Source organism: Streptomyces sp. NPDC004561, assembly GCF_053602155.1.
Genome location: NZ_JBSGDB010000032.1, coordinates 1 through 18,901, shown reverse-complemented (window position 1 = coordinate 18,901; position 18,901 = coordinate 1). Strand labels below are relative to the sequence as shown.

Sequence of the window (18,901 nt, the reverse complement as noted above, 5' to 3'; positions counted from 1 at the left end):
CCGGTGAACCCGTTGCGCGTCGGCAACTTCTCCGGCTTCTACGGCGACCGCTTCGACGCCCTGCGCGAGATGCTCACCGGCGGCGAGCTCGACGTCCTCACCGGCGACTACCTGGCCGAACTGACCATGTTGATCCTCGGCCGGGACCGCCTGAAGGACCCCTCCGCCGGATACGCCCGCACCTTCCTGCGCCAGCTGGAGGACTGCCTCGGCCTCGCCCACGAGCGCGGGGTGCGGATCGTCACCAACGCGGGCGGCCTCAACCCGGCCGGACTCGCCGGGCGGATCAGGGAGTTGGCGGACCGGCTCGGCCTCCCGGTCAGGGTCGCGCACGTCGAGGGCGACGACCTCACGGCCCGGCACCCGGGCGCCCTCGCCGCCCACGCCTACCTCGGGGGCTTCGGCATCGCCGAGTGCCTGCGGGCCGGCGCCGACGTCGTGATCACCGGGCGGGTGACGGACGCGGCGCTCGTCACCGGCCCGGCCGCCGCCCACTTCGGCTGGGACCCCCAGGCGTACGACCGCCTCGCGGGCGCCGTCGTCGCCGGGCACGTCCTGGAGTGCGGGACGCAGGCCACCGGCGGCAACTACGCGTTCTTCCATGAGGGGGACGTACGCCGCCCCGGCTTCCCGCTCGCCGAGATCCACGCCGACGGCAGCAGCGTCGTCGCCAAGCACCCCGGCACCGGCGGCTTCGTCGACGTCGGCACGGTCACGGCCCAGCTGCTGTACGAGACGGGAGGCGCCCGGTACGCGGGCCCCGACGTCACCGCCCGGCTGGACACCGTACGGCTGAGCCAGGACGGGCCGGACCGGGTGCGGATCGAGGGGGTGCGCGGGGAGGCCCCGCCGCCCACGCTGAAGACCGGGCTCAACCGGCTCGGCGGCTTCCGCAACGAGGTCGTGTTCGTCCTCACCGGACTCGACATCGAGGCGAAGGCGGCCCTCGTGCGCGAGCAGCTGTCCGACGCGCTCGCCAAGTCGCCGCCCGCCGAGGTGCGATGGGACCTGGTCCGCACCGACCGGCCCGACGCCGACACCGAGGAGACGGCCAGCGCCCTGCTGCGGCTCGTTGTACGGGACCCGGACGAGCGGCTGGTGGGGCGGGCGCTGAGCGGGGCCGCGATCGAGCTGGCGCTGGCCGGCTACCCGGGGTTCCACGTGCTCGCACCACCAGGGAAGGGCGCTCCCTACGGTGTCTTCGAGGACGTGTACGTGCCCCACGACGCCGTCGACCACGTGGCCGTCCTCCACGACGGACGCCGTGTCCCGGTGCCGTCGCCCCGGGACGCACGGCCCCTGGCCGACGTGACCCTGCCGTCCCTGCCCGAGCCCCTCCCGCCCGGCCCGGTGCGGCGTGGCCCGCTCGGCCTGGTCGCCGGGGCCCGCAGCGGGGACAAGGGCGGCAACGCCAACGTGGGCGTCTGGGCCCGTACCGACGACGCCTGGCGGTGGCTCGCGCACGAGCTGACCACCGACAGGTTCCGGCAGCTGATCCCCGAGAGCCGGGACCTGCCCGTCACCCGGCACGTGCTGCCGAACCTCCGCGCCCTGAACTTCGTCGTGGAGGGCATCCTCGGCGCGGGCGTGGCCGCCCAGCACCGCTTCGACCCGCAGGCCAAGGCCCTCGGCGAATGGCTGCGCTCCCGACACCTGGACATCCCGGAGACCCTGCTGTGACGGTTCTGCAGACGGCCCTGGACCCCGCCGGCCCGGACTACCGGGCCCACCGCGAGGCCATGCTGGAGAAACTCGCCGAGCTGGACGGCGAGCACGCCAAGGCGCTCGCGGGCGGCGGCGAGAAGTACGTGGAACGGCACCGCAAGCGGGGCAAGCTGCTCGCCCGCGAACGCATCGAGCTGCTCCTCGACCCGGACACCCCGTTCCTGGAGCTGTCCCCGCTCGCCGCCTGGGGCAGCGACTACGCCGTCGGCGCCTCCCTGGTCACCGGCATCGGGGTGGTCGAGGGCGTGGAGTGCCTGATCACCGCCAACGATCCGACCGTGCGCGGCGGCGCCAGCAACCCGTGGAGCCTGAAGAAGGCCCTGCGCGCCAACGACATCGCGCTCGCCAACCGGCTGCCCTGCATCAGCCTGGTGGAGTCGGGAGGCGCCGACCTGCCCTCCCAGAAGGAGATCTTCATCCCCGGCGGCGCCATCTTCCGGGACCTCACCCGGCTGTCGGCCGCCGGCATCCCCACCATCGCCGTCGTGTTCGGCAACTCCACCGCCGGCGGCGCCTACGTGCCCGGCATGTCCGACCACGTGATCATGGTCAAGGAGCGGGCGAAGGTGTTCCTCGGCGGGCCGCCGCTGGTGAAGATGGCGACCGGCGAGGAGAGCGACGACGAGTCCCTGGGCGGCGCCGAGATGCACGCACGCGTCTCCGGCCTCGCCGACCACTTCGCCGTCGACGAGCCGGACGCGCTGCGCCAGGCCCGGCGGGTGGTCGCCCGGCTCAACCACCGCAAGGCCCACCCGGATCCGGGACCGGCCGAGCCGCCCGAGCACGACCCGGAGGAGCTGCTGGTCATCGTCCCCGGCGACCTGAGGACCCCCTTCGACCCGCGCGAGGTCATCGCCCGCATCGTCGACGCCTCCGACTTCGACGAGTTCAAACCGCTGTACGGCACGAGCCTGGTCACCGGCTGGGCGGCCCTGCACGGCTACCCGGTCGGCATCCTGGCCAACGCCCAGGGTGTCCTCTTCAGCGCCGAGTCGCAGAAGGCCGCCCAGTTCATCCAGCTCGCCAACCAGCGCGACATCCCGCTGCTCTTCCTGCACAACACCACCGGCTACATGGTCGGCAGGGAGTACGAGCAGGGCGGGATCATCAAGCACGGCGCGATGATGATCAACGCGGTCAGCAACAGCCGGGTCCCGCACCTGTCCGTGCTCATGGGCGCGTCGTACGGCGCCGGGCACTACGGCATGTGCGGGCGGGCGTACGACCCGCGCTTCCTGTTCGCCTGGCCCAGCGCCAAGTCGGCCGTCATGGGCCCGCAGCAGCTCGCCGGAGTGCTGTCCATCGTCGCCCGGCAGTCGGCGGCGGCCAAGGGGCAGCCCTACGACGAGGACGCGGACGCGGCCCTGCGCGCCATGGTGGAGCAGCAGATCGAGTCCGAGTCGCTGCCGATGTTCCTGTCCGGGCGGCTGTACGACGACGGCGTCATCGACCCGCGCGACACCCGCACCGTCCTCGGCCTGTGCCTGTCCGCGATCCACACCGCCCCCTACGAGGGCGCGCGCGGCGGCTTCGGCGTCTTCCGGATGTGAGGGATCACGTGATTTCGACTGTGCTCGTCGCCAACCGCGGCGAGATCGCCTGCCGCATCTTCCGCACCTGCGGTGACCTGGGCATCCGCACGGTGGCCGTGCACTCGGACGCCGACGCGAGCGCGCTCCACGCGCGCGTGGCCGGCGCCGCGGTACGGCTGCCGGGAACGGCGCCCGCCGAGACGTACCTGCGCGGCGACCTGATCGTGAAGGCGGCCCTGTCCGCCGGCGCGGACGCCGTGCACCCCGGCTACGGCTTCCTGTCCGAGAACCCCGGCTTCGCCCGCGCCGTCCTCGACGCCGGCCTGACCTGGATCGGCCCTCCCCCGGAGGCCATCGAGGCCATGGCGTCCAAGACCCGCGCCAAGGAGCTGATGGGCCTCGCGCCCCTCGGCGAGGTCACCGAGTCCGACCTGCCGGTCCTGGTGAAGGCGGCCGCGGGCGGCGGAGGACGCGGCATGCGGATCGTGCGCCGCCTGAGCGAGCTGGCCGCAGCGCTGGAGGGCGCGCGCGCCGAGGCCGCGAGCGCCTTCGGCGACGGCGAGGTCTTCGTGGAGCCGTACATCGAGCACGGCCGCCACGTCGAGGTGCAGATCCTCGCCGACACCCACGGCACCGTCTGGCCGCTCGGCACCCGCGACTGCTCCCTCCAGCGCCGCCACCAGAAGGTCGTCGAGGAGGCCCCGGCACCCGGACTCCCCGAGCGGCTCACCGAGGAGCTGTACGCCCTCGCCGTACGCGCCGCCCGGTCCGTCTCCTACGTCGGCGCGGGCACCGTCGAGTTCCTGGTCGCCGACGGCCGCGCGCACTTCCTGGAGATGAACACCCGCCTCCAGGTCGAACATCCCGTGACCGAGGCGGTGTTCGGCATCGACCTGGTGGCCGAGCAGATCCGCGTCGCCGAGGGCCACGCCCTGCCCGCCGAGCCGCCGGCCGCGCGCGGGCACGCCGTCGAGGCCCGCCTCTACGCCGAGGACCCCGCACGCGACTGGGCCCCGCAGACCGGTGCCCTGCACCGCCTCGCCGTACCGGCCGGCGTCCGCCTCGACACCGGCTACACCGACGGCGACACCATCGGCGTCCACTACGACCCGATGCTCGCCAAGGTCGTCGCCCACGCCCCCACCCGCGCGGAGGCGCTGCGCAGGCTGGCGGGCGCCCTGGAACGGACCGAACTCCACGGCCCGGTCACCAACCGCGACCTGCTGGTGCGCTCCCTGCGCCACCAGGAGTTCGCCCGGGCCGCCATGGACACCGGCTTCTACGACCGCCACCTCGCCGAGCTGACCGGGCCCGCGCACGACCCCCACGCCCCCCTGGCCGCCGCCCTCGCCGACGCCCACGGCCGCTCCCGCTTCGGCGGCTGGCGCAACGTCCCCTCGCAGCCGCAGGTCAAGCGGTACGAGATGGCGGGGGAGGAACACGAGGTCCGCTACCGGCACACGCGGCACGGCCTCGCGGCCGACGGGGTCCGGGTCGTGCACGCCGACGCCCGCACGGTCGTCCTCGAAGTCGACGGCGTCCGGCGCAGGTTCGAGATCGCGCGGTACGGCGACCAGGTGTACGCGGGCGCCACCCGCCTCACGGCCCTGCCCCGCTTCCCCGACCCCGCCGCCCAGCTCGCCCCGGGCTCCCTGCTCGCCCCGATGCCCGGCACGGTCGTACGCATCGCCGAGGGCCTCACCGAAGGGGCTGCCGTCACCGCCGGCCAGCCCCTGATCTGGCTCGAGGCGATGAAGATGCAGCACCAGATCTCAGCGCCCGCCGCAGGCACGCTCACCGCCCTGCACGCCAAGCCGGGACAGCAGGTGGAGCCCGGCCTGTTGCTGGCGGTGGTGCAGCCCACGTAAGGGGCGCGGGGCCGCGTCCATGTGCGGCTGCCGCCTCGCGAGCGCGCCCGGCCACCGACCACCCGCATCCGGAGGACCGCATGACCACCCTCATCGAATCCGAAGAGCACAAGGCACTCCGAGCCGCGGTCGCCGCCCTCGGCAAACGCTACGGCCGCGACTACATCGCCCGCACCGTCGCCGAGGGCCGCCACCCCACCGAACTCTGGGCCGAGGCCGGAAAACTCGGCTACCTGGGCGTCAGCCTCCCCGAGGAGCACGGAGGCGGCGGCGGTGGCATAGCCGAACTCTCCATCGTCCTCGAAGAGCTCGGCGCGGCCGGCTCCCCCCTGCTCATGCTCATCGTCTCCCCGGCCATCTGCGGCACGGTCATCGCCCGCTTCGGCACCGAGGAGCAGAAACGCGCCTGGCTCCCCGGCATCGCCGACGGAACGCGCCTCATGGCCTTCGGCATCACCGAACCCGACGCCGGCTCCAACAGCCACCGCATCACCACCACGGCCCGCAGGGACGGCGCCGACTGGCTCCTCACCGGCCGCAAGGTCTTCATCTCCGGCGTGGACATGGCCGACGCGGTACTCATCGTCGGCCGCACCGAGGACGCCCGCACCGGACGACTCAAGCCGTGCCTGTTCATCGTCCCCACGGACGCACCCGGCTTCCAGAAGCGGCCGATCGACATGGAACTCAAGGCGGCCGAGAAGCAGTTCGAACTGACCCTGGACGACGTACGGCTGCCCGCCGACGCGCTCGTCGGCGACGAGGACGCCGGGCTGCTCCAGCTGTTCGCCGGACTCAACCCCGAGCGCGTCATGACCGCCGCCTTCGCCATCGGGATGGGCCGGTACGCGCTCACCCGGGCCGTCGAGTACGCCCGCGACCGCAGCGTCTGGAAGACCCCCATCGGCGCCCACCAGGCCATCGCCCACCCCCTGGCGCAGGCGCACATCGACCTGGAACTGGCCCGGCTGATGACGCTGAAGGCGGCCCACCTCTACGACGCGGGCGACGACATCGGCGCGGGCGAGGCCGCCAACATGGCCAAGTACGCGGCCGGCGAGGCCTGCGTGAAGGCCGTCGACCAGGCCGTGCACACCCTCGGCGGCAACGGGCTCACCCGCGAATTCGGACTCGCCTCGTTGATAACAGCCGCACGCGTGGCTCGTATTGCTCCGGTGAGCCGGGAGATGATTCTCAACTACGTCTCCCACCAGACCCTGGGCCTGCCCAAGTCGTACTAGGCGACCGCACTGGAGGAACCGTGTTCCGCAGCGAGTACGCAGACGTCCCCTTCGTCGAACTCCCCATCCACGACGCCGTCCTCGGAAGCGCAGCCGACTTCGGCGAGCAGCCCGCGCTCATCGACGGCACGGACGGGACCACCCTCACGTACGAGCAGGTGGACCGGTTCCACCGGCGCCTCGCCGCCGCCTTCGCCGACGCCGGCGTCCGCAAGGGCGACGTCCTCGCCCTGCACAGCCCCAACACCATCGCCTTCCCCACCGCCTTCTACGCGGCCACCCGCGCGGGCGCGGCCGTCACCACGGTCCACCCCCTCGCCACCCCCGAGGAGTTCGCCAAACAGCTCCGCGACAGCGCGGCCCGCTGGATCGTCACCGTCTCCCCGCTGCTGGAGACCGCCCGCCGGGCCGCCGAACTCGCCGGCGGCACACAGGAGATATTCGTGTGCGACAGCGCACCCGGACACCGCTCGCTCATCGACATGCTCGGCACGGCCGCCCCCGAGCCCCGCGTCGACATCGACCCGGCCGAGGACATCGCCGCACTGCCGTACTCCTCCGGCACCACCGGCATCCCCAAGGGCGTGATGCTCACCCACCGGCAGATCGCCACCAACCTGGCCCAGCTGGAGCCCGCCGTCCCCACCGGCCCCGGCGACCGCATCCTCGCCGTCCTGCCCTTCTTCCACATCTACGGCCTGACCGCCCTCATGAACGCGCCCCTGCGCAAGGGCGCCACGATCGTCGTCCTGCCCCGCTTCGACCTGGAGACCTTCCTCGCCGCGATCGAGACCCACCGCATCACCGGCCTCTACGTCGCCCCGCCGATCGTCCTCGCCCTCGCCAAGCACCCCGCCGTCACCCGCTACGACCTGTCGTCCCTCAAACATGTCATCAGCGCCGCGGCACCCCTCGACGCGAACCTCGCCACGGCCTGCTCCGCCCGCCTCGGCCTGCCCCCCATCGGCCAGGCCTACGGCATGACGGAACTGTCCCCCGGCACCCACGTCGTCCCCCTCGACCGCCTGCACGACGCCCCCGCCGGCACCGTCGGCAAGCTCATCGCCGGCACCGAGATGCGTGTCGTCTCCCTGGACGACCCCGGCAAGGACCTCGGCGCGGGAGGGGCCGGCGAGATCCTGATCCGCGGCCCGCAGGTGATGAAGGGCTACCTCGGACGCCCCGACGCCACCGCCGACATGATCGACGCCGACGGCTGGCTGCACACCGGCGACGTCGGCCGGGTGGACACCGACGGCTGGCTCTTCGTCGTCGACCGCGTCAAGGAACTCATCAAGTACAAGGGCTTCCAGGTGGCACCCGCCGAACTCGAGGCCCTGCTGCTCGCCCACCCGGGCATCGCCGACGCCGCCGTCATCGGCGCCTGCAACGACGACGGCAACGAGGTCCCGCACGCCTTCGTCGTCCGCCGGCCCACCGCCGACGACCTGAGCGAGAACGAGGTCATGCTCTACGTCGCCGAACGCGTCGCCCCCTACAAACGGGTCCGCCAGGTCACCTTCATCGACGCCGTCCCCCGCGCCGCCTCCGGAAAGATCCTGCGGCGCCGGCTCAAGGAGCACGCATGACCGCACGGATCGGCCGCACCCGCACGCGTGCCGTCGAAACCCTCAGCCTGGACGCCGTCGACACCCGCAACGCGCTCTCCGCGGCCCTCGTCGGCGACCTCGCGAACGCCCTCGCCGACTGCGGCAAGGACGACGACGTACGCGCCGTCGTCCTCACCCACACCGGCAACACCTTCTGCGCCGGCGCCGACCTGCGCGACCCGCCCCACCCGGACGCACTCGTCGGCCTGCTCCGGCAGATCGTCGAACTGCCCCGACCCGTCGTCGCCCGCGTCACCGGACACGTCCGCGCCGGCGGCCTCGGCCTGCTCGCCGCCTGCGACCTGGCCGCCGCCTCCCACACCGCCACCTTCGCCTTCACCGAGGTCCGCATCGGCGTCGCCCCCGCGGTGATCTCCCTGCCACTGCTGCCCCGCGCCGACCCCCGCGCCCTCGCCCGCTACTACCTCACCGGCGAACGCTTCGGCCCCGAGGAAGCCGTACGCATGGGCCTGCTCTCCGCCGCCGCCGACGACGCCGAAGAAGCCCTCGCCCCCCTCCTGGACGGCCTGCGCCGCTCCTCCCCCCAGGCCCTCGCCGAGACGAAACGGCTGCTCACGGCTAGGGTGCTGGAGACATTCGACCGGGACGCGGCCGACCTCACCGCACTCTCGGCCCGGCTGTTCGCCTCCGACCAGGCCCGGGAGGGGATGACGGCCTTCCTGGAGAGACGAGACCCGGCATGGGTGGTGTGACCACATGAGCACGACGGCGGAACGCGACCGCCACCCCAAACAGGACCGCAGCCGGGCCACCCGGCAGCGGCTCCTGGAGGCCGCCGTGGCCTGCCTCGCCGAACACGGCTGGGCAGGCTCCACCGTCGCCGCCGTTGCCGAACGCGCGGGCGTCTCCCGGGGCGCCGCCCAGCACCACTTCCCCACCCGCGAGGACCTGTTCACCGCCGCCGTCGAATACGTCGCCGAGGAACGCTCCACCGCACTCAGGGACCTCTTCCCCGACGGCCCCGCCGACCGCCGCGCCGTCGTCACCGCCCTCGTCGACCTCTACACCGGCCCCCTGTTCCGCGCCGCCCTCCACCTGTGGGTCGCCGCCTCCAACGAGGAACAGCTGCGCCCCCGCGTGACCGAGCTGGAAGCCCGCGTCGGCCGCGAGAACCACCGCATCGCCGTCGACCTCCTCGGCGCAGACGAGACCCGCCCCGGCGTCCGCGAGACCGTCCAGGGCTTCCTCGACATGGCCCGCGGCCTCGGCCTCGCCAACCTCCTCACCGACGACACCGCCCGCCGCGACCGCGTCGTCGCCCAATGGGCCGACCTGCTGACCCAGGCCCTGCGCTGAGGTGCCGCGCCGGTCACCGACGCCCCGGACGGCCACCGCACCGTGCGGGTCCGGGGCAGGTTCTGAACCGCGCGACCCGGACACCCGCGACGTGAACCCGGCCACATCGCAATCCCGTGTCCCGCAGTACCCTTGCCCCCATGCTTCCGATGCTCGTTCGACGCCGCCACGTGGACTACGTGCGCGTCACGAGCATGGGCTGTCGGCCTTCGGCCTGATTCAGCCCCTTTCTTCTCCCTCTTCTTACGGCATCCTGGGCGGCGCCGCCCCACCCTCGGCGGTCCTCTGCCCGTGGCCCACACACCCTCGTGGACGCACCCATGACGACGTACACCGCGACGACCCCGTCGTACGACCAGCTCCCCGTCATCGACCTCTCGGCCGCCGACCGCGGCCCCCGGGCCCGCGCCCTCCTCCACGCCCGGCTGCACAGCGCCGCCCACGACGTCGGCTTCTTCCAGCTCGTCGGACACGGCGTGACCCCCGCCGAGACCGACGCGCTGCTCACCGCCATGCGCGCCTTCTTCGACCTCCCCGAGGCCGACCGCCTGGCCCTGGACAACATCAACTCCCCGCACTTCCGCGGCTACACCCGCACCGGCGACGAACGCACCGCCGGCGCCCGCGACTGGCGCGACCAGCTCGACATAGGCGCCGAACGCCCCGCCCGTGTCCCCGGCCCCGGCGAACCCCCCTACTGGTGGCTGCAGGGCCCCAACCAGTGGCCCACCGCCCTCCCCGAGCTGCGCACCGCCACCCTCACCTGGATCGACCGGCTGAGCGCCGTCGCCCAGCGCCTCCTGCACGAACTGCTGACGGCCATCGGCGCACCCGCCGGCTTCTACGACCCGGTCTTCGGCGAGCACGCCCACCCGCACCTCAAGCTCGTCCGCTACCCCGGCAGCGCCGGCGACGGCACCGACCAGGGCGTCGGCGCCCACAAGGACTACGGCTTCCTCACCCTGCTCCTCCAGGACACCGTCGGCGGCCTCCAGGTCCAGCGCGAGGACGGCCGCTTCCACGAGGTCCCGCCGATCGAGAACGCCTTCGTCGTCAACCTCGGCGAACTCCTGGAGGTCGCCACCAACGGCTACCTGCTCGCCACCAACCACCGGGTGGTCAGCCCGCCCGGCGCCACCGAGCGCTTCTCCGTCCCGTTCTTCTACAACCCGCGCCTGGACGCCAAGGTCGAGCCCCTGCCCTTCCCGCACGCCGCCAAGGCCCCCGGCATCACCACCGACCCGACCAACCCGCTGTACGCCGAGTACGGCTACAACGAACTGAAGGGCAAGCTCAGGGCGCACCCGCTGGTGGCCGAGAGGCACCACGGGAACCTGCTGACGGCCGCGTGAGCCCTGGGGCGCGGAGAACCCCGCGGCACCCGCGCCCCGAACCGCCCCTCCTACCGGGCGATGTCCGCGTACCCGGAGATGTCCTCGGGCCGCCGGGGACCGGGCCCCACGTACCGGGCGGACGGCCGCACCAGGCGCCCCGTCCGCTTCTGCTCCAGAATGTGCGCCGACCACCCCGCGGTCCTGGCACACGTGAACATCGACGTGAACATGTGCGCCGGCACCTCGGCGAAGTCCAGCATGATCGCCGCCCAGAACTCCACGTTCGTCGCCAGCACCCGATCGGGCCGGCGGCTGTGCAGCTCCTCCAGCGCCGCCTTCTCCAGCGCCTCCGCGATCTCGTACCTCGGCGCCCCCAGCTCCCGCGCCGTACGCCGCAGCACCCGCGCCCGCGGATCCTCCGCCCGGTACACCCGGTGCCCGAAGCCCATCAGCCGCTCACCCCGGTCCAGGGCCTTCTTCACATAGGCCTCCGCGTCCCCGGTGCGCTCGATCTCCTCGATCATCCCCAGCACCCGCGACGGCGCACCGCCGTGCAGCGGCCCCGACATCGCACCCACCGCACCCGACAGCGCCGCGGCGACATCCGCGCCCGTCGACGCGATGACCCGCGCCGTGAACGTCGACGCGTTCATCCCGTGCTCCGCCGCCGACGTCCAGTACGCGTCCACCGCGGCGACGTGCTTCGGATCCGGCTCCCCCCGCCAGCGGATCATGAACCGCTCCACCACCGACTTCGCCTTGTCGATCTCCCGCTGCGGCACCATCGGCAGCCCCTGCCCGCGCGCCGACTGCGCGACGTACGACAGCGCCATGACCGCCGCCCGCGCCAGGTCCTCCCGCGCCCGGTCCTCGTCGATGTCGAGCAGCGGCCGCAGCCCCCACACCGGCGCGAGCATGGCCAGCGCCGACTGCACGTCCACGCGGATGTCCCCGGAGTGCACCGGGATGGGGAACGGCTCGGCGGGCGGCAGACCGGGATTGAAGGCGCCGTCGACCAGCAGCCCCCACACGTTCCCGAACGAGACGTGTCCGACCAGATCCTCGATGTCGACGCCCCGGTACCGCAGGGCGCCGCCCTCCTTGTCCGGTTCGGCGATCTCCGTCTCGAACGCTACGACTCCCTCGAGCCCGGGTACGAAATCGGACATCAGGCGGCTCCTCGTGATGTGTCGGCGGCGGACACCCCGGTGATGCCCCGATCGTCCGGTGGTCATCCGGTGGTCACCCAAACCGCAGGGGGAACCAGCACGATAACCCCGAGTGCCAGCATTGGGGAGACGCTACGACACTGAGTGCCACAGCCATTCCATACGGCAAGATGACCGCGTGACCGACCGCGAACCCATCCTGGACCCCGTGCTCGACCCCGCCGCCATGCGCAAGCAGTACCGGGTCGACGGACTCGCAGAACAGGACCTCGCCACGCACCCCATGGACCAGTTCGCCCGCTGGTTCGAGGACGCGGCCCGGGCGGCCCTCCACGGCACGATCTACGAACCCAACGCCATGGTCGTCTCCACGGCGGACGCCACCGGGCGCCCCAGCTCACGCACGGTCCTGATGAAGCAGTTCGACACCGACGGCTTCGTCTTCTACACCAACTACGACTCCCGCAAGGCCCGCGACCTCGCGGCGAACCCGTACGCCTGCCTGCTCTTCCCCTGGCACCCGCTGGCCCGCCAGGTCATCGTCACCGGCACCGCCCGCCGCACCGGCCGCGACGAGACCGCCGCGTACTTCCGCAGCCGCCCGCACGGCTCCCAGTTGGGCGCCTGGGCCAGCGCCCAGTCCTCGGTGATCGCCTCCCGCACGGAACTGGACACCGCCTACGCCGAACTCGAGGAGCGCTACCCGGAGGACGAGCAGGTCCCGGTGCCCCCGCACTGGGGCGGCTTCCGCATCGCCCCCGACACGGTCGAGTTCTGGCAGGGCCGGCAGAACCGCCTCCACGACCGCCTCCGCTACGCCGCCCGGCCCAACGGCACCTGGCAGGTCGAACGCCTCAGCCCCTGAAAACGCAGACGACCCGCGGGCTGGGTTCCTCCAAGGAGGAGCCGGCCGGACGATACCGGCAGCCCGCGGGTCGGGTGACTGCTTGGGATTGGGGCCGGCTGCGTGTCACTCGCACACGCTGGTCCGGCACCGCACTGGGTGTGGTGGCAGGCCGCTAGCCCGCAGCCACCTCTTCCGTCCGGTGTTCATACATTCGCCGAACCACCTCCTCTCCGAAGTAATAGCCACCCTAAGAAGCGAACGGGAGGGACTCAACTGTTTTTCGGTAGCGTCCCGGGCATGACGGATCTTCGGACAGCGCTCGTGCGGGGCGACGGCATGCTCGAGCAGTGGCGGTTCGTGCACAACGTGGTGGTCCCGCCCGCCGTGATGTCCCTGGCGGACGCCCGGGTGCGGCTGGGGCGGTACCGGCTGGAGAACGCGTATCTGGGGGACGTGCTCGTGGGGTCTTCCACGGTGCGGCCGCCGGTGGGGGAGGAGGCCGTGTCGACGGTCATCGCGCGTGTGCTGCCGGAGTTCCGGCGGCGGGGGTTCGGGGCGGCCGTCTACGAGCACGCGCTGGCGCAGGCGCGCGGGATGGGCGCCGGGGTGATCGAGACATGTGTGCTGGCGGCGAACGAGGACGGGCTGCGGTTCGCCGCGCGGCGCGGGTTCGTGGAGGTCGACCGGTATGTGCTGGACGGGGAGCGGGACGAGTGGGTCGACCTGCGGCTGGGGCCGGAGGGCGCGGGGCATTGATTCCTTCAATCTTGCGGGAACAGGATGTGTGCTCCGTCACGTTCCAGTTGAATGAAGCCAAATGAGCGAACCGAGCGCCGTACGTGAGTGCGCCGACGCAGCCTCCAGGGGGTCGAGGTGAGTGCTTCCCGGCGGAGTGGGACCACCGATGAGCTTGGGCCGAACGAGCCCGGCGAGCCCGGTGGCTCCGATCTGCTCGCCGCGCTGCTGGACGGCATGGACGCGGCGCTGTGCGCCTTCGATGCCGACGGGGTGGTCACGCACTGGAACCGGGAGGCCGAGCGGATCCTCGGCTGGACCGCCGCCGAGGCGGTGGGCCGGCGCGGGTTCGCGGGCTGGGCGGTGCGCAGTGCCGACGCCGAGGAGGTCCAGGTCCGGCTGATGTCCGCGATGGAGGCGCCGGGCCGGCAGGTGCACGAGTTCGCCCTGGTGACCAAGGACGGCGGGCGTGTTCTCGTACGGACGCAGTCGGCCGCGGTGCGCGGGCCCGACGGGAAGCCGGCGGGGGTGTACTGCGCGTTCAGCGAGGTGCACGCGCAGATCGATCTGGAGCGGTCGATCGCGCTGAGCGAGGCGCTGTTCGAGGACGCGGCCTGGGGGGTCGTGCTCGTGGACGCCGATCTGCGGCCGGCCGTGGTGAACGCGCACGCGGCTCGTTCGCTGGGGATCGGCCGTACGTCCGCGCTGGGGCGGCCGCTCGGCGAGCTGCTCTCCCAGGGGGTGGAGGAGCTGGAGGCGGCGCTGACCCATGTGCTGGCCGAGGGTGCGCCGCCCGCGCCCGCCGAGATGTGGGTGAGCGTGCGCACCGCGGAGGGCGAGAAGCGGCGCTGCTGGCGCAGTGGGTTCCTGCGGCTGGCCTCGCCGCTGGCGGAGGAGCCGGTGCCGCTCGGGGTCGGCTGGCTGTTCCAGGACGTCACCGAGGCCAAGCAGGGTGAGCAGGAGGCGGCTCTGCTGCGGTTCCGTACGAACCAGTCGCACCGTGCGGCCCGTGCCGCCGCCGAGTGCGAGGACCCCGTGGAGGCGGCCACCGTCCATCTGGACTTCGCGCTGGCCGGTTTCGCGGACCACGCGCTGCTGGACCGGGTGGCGGGTGCCGCGCGCCCGGAGGGCGAGAGCGAGTCGGCTCCGGTGAGGCTGGTGCGGCTCGCCGCGACGCCCGCCGGTGCGCCGGGGCCGAGTCTGGTCACGGGGGCGGCGGGGCTGCCCGTGCGTTACGAGGAGGGGCATCCGGCGCTGCAGTGCGTGGAGCGGGCCGGGAGTGTGCGGGCGGACGCCGGGGCGGTGCCGGCCGAGCGGGCGCGGGAGTGGGCGCTGGAGCGGCAGTGGCCGGGCGATGTGGTGCACGGGTTGTGCGCGGTGCTGCGCAGCCGGGGGCGCACGCTGGGCGTGGTGACGTTTCTGCGGGGTGCCGGCCGCAGTCGTTTCGAGCGGTCCGACGCGGCCTATGCGGAGGATGTGGCGCTGCGGATCGCCGCGCTGCTGGATCTGGCGGAGGCGGTCCGGGAGGGGTAGTCCCCCCGGTGGTCCCCCGGTGGCCTTCCCGCCGGTTCAGTGGCGGTAGAAGATCCGGTCGCCGTACTGCTCCATCACCCGGCGGTTCCAGTCGTGGCCGCCGTCGACGTTGCCGGAGCGCAGCAGCGGGGGTTCGATGCCGCGGTCGGCGAGGGCGGCTGCGGTGGTGGCGAGGACGGCCTGCATCAGGGCGGTGGTGACGACCGTGGAGGCGGGGGCGAAGGGTGCGGGGATGGTGTCGAGGGTGAGTTCCGCGTCGCCGACGGCGATCTTGGAGTCGAGGACGAGGTCGCAGTGGTCCTTCAGGAAGGTGCCGGAGGCGTGCCGGGACTTGGTCTCCTCGGCGTATGCCACGGAGGTCACGCCGATCACCTTCACGCCGAGGGCCCGGGCCGTCATGGCCATCTCGACGGGCAGTGCGTTGCGGCCGGAGAGGGAGATGACGACGAGGGCGTCGCCGGCGCGGAGGGGCGAGGTGTCGAGGACGGCGGCGGCGAGTCCGTCGACGCGTTCGAGGGCGGAGCCGAGGGTGGCGGGGGTGACGTCGACGCCGACGACTCCGGGCACGGCGAGCAGGTTCATCAGGGCGAGGCCGCCGGCGCGGTAGACGACGTCCTGGGCGGCCAGGGAGGAGTGCCCGGCGCCGAAGGCGAACAGGCGGCCGCCTGCCGCGACGGTGTCGGCGAGCAGGGTGCCGGCCGCGGTGATCGTGTCGGCCTCCTCCTCGCGGATCCGTCGCAGCAGGTTGATGGCGGCGTCGAAGAACAGGTCGGCAGGCGTGCCGTCGCTCATGCGGTGCCCCTTCGCAGCGTCCGTGTCGCGGATCACCGTGCGGTCTGGACCAGTGCGGTGTCAATACGGCCGAGGAGGAACCGCGACGGACCGGGTGACCCCCGTGAGGGTCACCCGTGGCGGTCCGTTCCGCCGGAGGCCCCCGCTTGTCAGTGGGATCCGGCAGAATTGATGCCAGGGCCAGCGCACGCGCCGGGCTTCCGGCAGAGGTAATCGAGGGGCACGTATGTCCGGACTGATCGACACCACGGAGATGTATCTCCGCACCATCCTCGAGCTGGAGGAGGAAGGCGTCGTCCCCATGCGCGCCCGCATCGCGGAGCGGCTGGACCAGAGCGGGCCGACGGTGAGCCAGACGGTGGCGCGGATGGAGCGCGACGGTCTGGTGTCCGTGGCCAGCGACCGGCACCTGGAGCTGACCGACGAGGGCAGAAGGCTCGCCACGCGGGTGATGCGCAAGCACCGTCTCGCGGAGTGTCTGCTGGTCGATGTGATCGGCCTGGAGTGGGAGCAGGTGCATGCGGAGGCGTGCCGTTGGGAGCACGTGATGAGCGAGGCCGTGGAGCGCAGGGTGCTGGAGCTGCTGCGGCACCCGACCGAGTCGCCGTACGGCAACCCGATCCCGGGGCTGGAGGAGCTGGGCGAGAAGGACGGTGCCGATCCGTTCCTGGACGAGGGCATGGTGTCGCTGGCCGATCTGGACGCGGGCACGGACGGCAAGACGGTGGTCGTGCGCCGGATCGGGGAGCCGATCCAGACGGACGCGCAGCTGATGTACACGCTGCGGCGGGCGGGTGTGCAGCCCGGTTCGGTGGTGAGCGTGACGGAGTCGGCCGGTGGGGTGCTGGTGGGCAGTGGGGGTGAGGCGGCCGAGCTGGAGGCGGATGTCGCCTCCCATGTGTTCGTCGCCAAGCGCTGATCAGGGGAGGGCCCCGGCGCCGTGTGGCGCCGGGACCTGTCCTCCCCTGTGCTGACCCGGAGCCCCGAGCTCCCAGGGTCATTCCCCTCGGACCGTTTTTCCCCGAGCGGTCCGCCTCCCGCCAGAAAGATCCCCCTGGCGGCGGCGATCATTCCTCGAGGGGTGTCACTCGAATGAGGGGTGTTGTCCGCAGGGGCAGCATTTTCGAATACCTATTCGATAGTCTGCGATGTCAAGCGGAACCGTACGAGGCAGGCGGAGCTGGGGGGTGCCAGGCCCATGGCACGGCGTATCGACGTGACGGGAGCGGGCGGGGTGCGCCTGGCCGCGTGGGAGTACGCGGACCCTCCGAAGCGGGATCCGGAGGGCGCGGACGCGGACCGGGCGGACCCGGGCTCGGGCGGCCCGGGTGTGCTGTTACTCCACGGACTGATGGGCCGCGCCTCCCACTGGGCGTCCACCGCCCGCTGGCTCGCCGGGCGCCATCGCGCCGTGGCGCTCGACCAGCGTGGCCACGGCCAGAGCGACAAGCCCCCGCGGGCCGCGTACACCCGCGAGGCCTACGTGGACGACGCCGAGGCCGCTCTCGAACAGCTCGGCCTCGCGCCCGCCCTGCTCGTCGGCCACGCCATGGGCGCGCTGACCGCCTGGCAGCTCGCCGCGAGGCGCCCCGACCTGGTGAGCGGCCTGGTCGTCTGCGACATGCGGGCCTCCGCGCTGGGCGCGGCCTCGCAGCGCGAGTGGGCCGAGTGGTTCCGTTCCTGGCCCGTCCCCTTCGCCACCCTCGCCGACGTCCGCAAGTGGTTCGGCGAGCAGGACCCCTGGGTGGAGCGCCCGAGTCCCGCGCGCGGCGCGTTCTACGCCGAGGTGATGCACGAGTGCGCGGACGGCTGGCGGCCGGTGTTCGAGCCCGAGCAGATGCTGAGGTCCCGGGAGACCTGGGTGTACGACGCCCACTGGGAGGAGCTGGCCCAGGTGCGATGCCCCGCGCTGGTGGTCCGGGGCCTGGACGGGGAGCTGGGGCGGGCGGAGGCGCAGGAGATGGTCCGGGTGCTGCCGCGCGGTGAGTACGCGGAGGTGGCCGACGCCGGCCATCTCGCCCACTACGACCGGCCGGTGGCCTGGCGGGAGGCGGTCTCGCCGTTCCTCGGCCGGGTGTTCGGGGGCTGAGCGCGCCGGCTCAGCCCTTGCTGACCGCCGCCAGGATCTCCGGCAGCCGGGCCGCCGTGCGCGGTGCCGCCAGCCGCAGTCCCAGCACGGTGAGCGCCGCCCCGTACCCGGCCCCGGCCGGCAGCAGCGGCCAGGTCCAGGCGTCCCCGCTCCCGCTCAGGTGGATCCAGACGGCGAGGGCGATCACGGGGGAGCACAGCAGGGCGGCGGAGACCATGCCGCCGAAGACGGAGATCCAGGCGAGGCCCGCCTGCCCGGGGGCGACGTTCTTGTGGCCCTCCTGGGGGATGGAGTAGGGGAACCGCGCCGACGTCCACGCCCCGGTGGCCAGCATCGCGCCGAGCAGCGCGAAGGACAGCCCCAGCACCTCCGGCAGCCGGGTCCAGGCGCCCAGCAGGCCGGTCGTCACGACCGTGACGAGCGCCGCGTAGGGGAGGGTGATCAGCAGCAGGGCCAGGGCCCGGCCGCGCAGCTCCTCGTAGGCGTCCCTGGGGGCGGAGACGGTCATGGCCACCATCCAGAAGGCGGAGGTGTCCTGCCCGAACTGGTTGTACATCTGGATGCCGAGCATCCCGGCGGCGAAGCACGCGAAGTAGACGGACCCGGTGCCCTGGAGCGCGTTGAACACCGGCACGATCAGCCCGATCGCCAGCGAGGTCACCCAGGCGGCCTTGGTCTTCGGATCGCGCCAGACGTAGCGCAGGCTGCGCTCCATGACCGTGCCCGTGCGCCCGCCCGGCAGCAGCCGGGCGAGCCCGCCGGAGGAGGCGCGGGCCGGAGTCCCGGCGTCCAGGGCCTGGACGGTGGACCCGTCGGGCGTGGTCATCAGCCGGGTCAGGCTGCGCGCCCAGGCGCCGATCAGTGCCGCCAGTCCGGCGGCGGACACGGCGAGCTGGGCGGCGGCGGTGCCGTACGACCCCTGGCTCGCCGCGCGCACCGCGGCGATCGCCGAACCCGGCGGCAGCCAGGACAGCACGTCGGCGACCGGCCGGAGCTGCTCCGGCCCCCCGGCGCCCAGCCGCCGCGCGCCGAAGTTGACCAGCTGCACCCCGATGGCGATCACCAGCCCGCTCAGCACGGCCAGATCGCGGCCCTTCCTGCTGGTCAGC

At 72.9% G+C, this 18,901-nt stretch carries 16 protein-coding genes; 13 read left to right on the top strand and 3 right to left on the bottom strand.

Annotation, left to right across the window (positions count from 1 at the left end; genetic code table 11):
• Positions 1 to 3: 3 nt before the first annotated feature.
• The 8 genes from ACWEN3_RS06995 (at position 4) to ACWEN3_RS06960 (ending at position 10,645) form a co-directional block, all read left to right on the top strand.
• Complete coding sequence (locus tag ACWEN3_RS06995) at positions 4 to 1,680, top strand: acyclic terpene utilization AtuA family protein (protein WP_452966674.1); 1,677 nt, start codon at positions 4 to 6, stop codon at positions 1,678 to 1,680.
• Positions 1,677 to 3,275 (top strand): acyl-CoA carboxylase subunit beta, encoded by a 1,599-nt coding sequence (locus ACWEN3_RS06990; RefSeq protein WP_452966671.1) that lies wholly within the window; start codon positions 1,677 to 1,679, stop codon positions 3,273 to 3,275. Before ACWEN3_RS06995 ends, ACWEN3_RS06990 begins: the two co-directional genes overlap by 4 nt.
• A gap of 8 nt (positions 3,276 to 3,283) precedes the next feature.
• Complete coding sequence (locus ACWEN3_RS06985; protein ID WP_452966668.1) at positions 3,284 to 5,125, top strand: ATP-binding protein; 1,842 nt, start codon at positions 3,284 to 3,286, stop codon at positions 5,123 to 5,125.
• An 80-nt stretch (positions 5,126 to 5,205) separates the two neighbouring features.
• The gene (locus tag ACWEN3_RS06980; protein ID WP_452966666.1) at positions 5,206 to 6,366 is read left to right on the top strand and encodes an acyl-CoA dehydrogenase family protein; all 1,161 of its coding nucleotides are present in this window, start codon (positions 5,206 to 5,208) and stop codon (positions 6,364 to 6,366) included.
• Between the two features lie 20 nt (positions 6,367 to 6,386).
• Positions 6,387 to 7,955 (top strand): 4-coumarate--CoA ligase family protein, encoded by a 1,569-nt coding sequence (locus tag ACWEN3_RS06975; RefSeq protein WP_452966663.1) that lies wholly within the window; start codon positions 6,387 to 6,389, stop codon positions 7,953 to 7,955.
• A complete protein-coding gene (locus tag ACWEN3_RS06970; protein ID WP_452966660.1) occupies positions 7,952 to 8,689 on the top strand; it encodes an enoyl-CoA hydratase family protein in 738 nt (245 codons plus the stop codon). Before ACWEN3_RS06975 ends, ACWEN3_RS06970 begins: the two co-directional genes overlap by 4 nt.
• Before the next feature lie 4 nt (positions 8,690 to 8,693).
• Positions 8,694 to 9,293 carry a TetR/AcrR family transcriptional regulator gene (locus ACWEN3_RS06965; protein WP_452966657.1) on the top strand — a complete coding sequence of 200 codons (600 nt, stop codon included), beginning with the start codon at positions 8,694 to 8,696 and terminating at the stop codon, positions 9,291 to 9,293.
• A 320-nt stretch (positions 9,294 to 9,613) separates the two neighbouring features.
• Positions 9,614 to 10,645 (top strand): isopenicillin N synthase family dioxygenase, encoded by a 1,032-nt coding sequence (locus tag ACWEN3_RS06960; protein ID WP_452966654.1) that lies wholly within the window; start codon positions 9,614 to 9,616, stop codon positions 10,643 to 10,645.
• Between the two features lie 50 nt (positions 10,646 to 10,695).
• On the opposite strand, the gene ACWEN3_RS06955 is transcribed toward ACWEN3_RS06960, so the two are convergent.
• Entirely contained in the window at positions 10,696 to 11,796 is a 1,101-nt protein-coding gene (locus ACWEN3_RS06955; protein WP_452966652.1) for a citrate synthase 2, read from the bottom strand.
• A gap of 178 nt (positions 11,797 to 11,974) precedes the next feature.
• On the opposite strand from ACWEN3_RS06955, the gene pdxH reads away from it, so the two are divergent.
• From pdxH to ACWEN3_RS06940, 3 genes are all read left to right on the top strand, one after another.
• Complete coding sequence (pdxH, locus tag ACWEN3_RS06950) at positions 11,975 to 12,661, top strand: pyridoxamine 5'-phosphate oxidase (RefSeq protein WP_452966649.1); 687 nt, start codon at positions 11,975 to 11,977, stop codon at positions 12,659 to 12,661.
• Positions 12,662 to 12,940: 279 nt separating this feature from the next.
• Positions 12,941 to 13,399, top strand: coding sequence for a GNAT family N-acetyltransferase (locus ACWEN3_RS06945; RefSeq protein WP_452966647.1), 459 nt, complete (start codon positions 12,941 to 12,943; stop codon positions 13,397 to 13,399).
• Between the two features lie 117 nt (positions 13,400 to 13,516).
• Complete coding sequence (locus ACWEN3_RS06940; protein WP_452966645.1) at positions 13,517 to 14,911, top strand: PAS domain-containing protein; 1,395 nt, start codon at positions 13,517 to 13,519, stop codon at positions 14,909 to 14,911.
• A gap of 36 nt (positions 14,912 to 14,947) precedes the next feature.
• Here the strand turns inward: ACWEN3_RS06940 and ACWEN3_RS06935 are convergent, their stop codons facing one another.
• The gene (locus ACWEN3_RS06935) at positions 14,948 to 15,703 is read right to left on the bottom strand and encodes an SIS domain-containing protein (RefSeq protein ID WP_452966642.1); all 756 of its coding nucleotides are present in this window, start codon (positions 15,701 to 15,703) and stop codon (positions 14,948 to 14,950) included.
• A 226-nt stretch (positions 15,704 to 15,929) separates the two neighbouring features.
• Between ACWEN3_RS06935 and ACWEN3_RS06930 the strand changes: the two genes are divergently transcribed.
• Together ACWEN3_RS06930 and ACWEN3_RS06925 are read left to right on the top strand one after the other, a co-directional pair.
• Positions 15,930 to 16,622 (top strand): metal-dependent transcriptional regulator, encoded by a 693-nt coding sequence (locus tag ACWEN3_RS06930; protein ID WP_020940714.1) that lies wholly within the window; start codon positions 15,930 to 15,932, stop codon positions 16,620 to 16,622.
• A 279-nt stretch (positions 16,623 to 16,901) separates the two neighbouring features.
• Positions 16,902 to 17,792 (top strand): alpha/beta fold hydrolase, encoded by an 891-nt coding sequence (locus tag ACWEN3_RS06925; RefSeq protein WP_452966639.1) that lies wholly within the window; start codon positions 16,902 to 16,904, stop codon positions 17,790 to 17,792.
• A 10-nt stretch (positions 17,793 to 17,802) separates the two neighbouring features.
• Here the strand turns inward: ACWEN3_RS06925 and ACWEN3_RS06920 are convergent.
• Positions 17,803 to 18,901 (bottom strand): transporter (locus ACWEN3_RS06920; protein ID WP_452966637.1); only part of this gene is annotated, 1,099 nt, incomplete at its 5' end.

Excerpts from the sequence above, each read along its gene's own strand:
- ACWEN3_RS06980 (WP_452966666.1), top strand. The coding sequence starts at position 5,206 with ATGACCACCCTCATCGAATCCGAAGAGCACAAGGCACTCCGAGCCGCG.
- ACWEN3_RS06970 (WP_452966660.1), top strand. The coding sequence starts at position 7,952 with ATGACCGCACGGATCGGCCGCACCCGCACGCGTGCCGTCGAAACCCTC.
- ACWEN3_RS06965 (WP_452966657.1), top strand. The coding sequence starts at position 8,694 with ATGAGCACGACGGCGGAACGCGACCGCCACCCCAAACAGGACCGCAGC.
- ACWEN3_RS06960 (WP_452966654.1), top strand. The coding sequence starts at position 9,614 with ATGACGACGTACACCGCGACGACCCCGTCGTACGACCAGCTCCCCGTC.
- ACWEN3_RS06955 (WP_452966652.1), bottom strand. The coding sequence starts at position 11,796 with ATGTCCGATTTCGTACCCGGGCTCGAGGGAGTCGTAGCGTTCGAGACG.
- ACWEN3_RS06945 (WP_452966647.1), top strand. The coding sequence starts at position 12,941 with ATGACGGATCTTCGGACAGCGCTCGTGCGGGGCGACGGCATGCTCGAG.
- ACWEN3_RS06935 (WP_452966642.1), bottom strand. The coding sequence starts at position 15,703 with ATGAGCGACGGCACGCCTGCCGACCTGTTCTTCGACGCCGCCATCAAC.
- ACWEN3_RS06930 (WP_020940714.1), top strand. The coding sequence starts at position 15,930 with ATGTCCGGACTGATCGACACCACGGAGATGTATCTCCGCACCATCCTC.
- ACWEN3_RS06925 (WP_452966639.1), top strand. The coding sequence starts at position 16,902 with ATGGCACGGCGTATCGACGTGACGGGAGCGGGCGGGGTGCGCCTGGCC.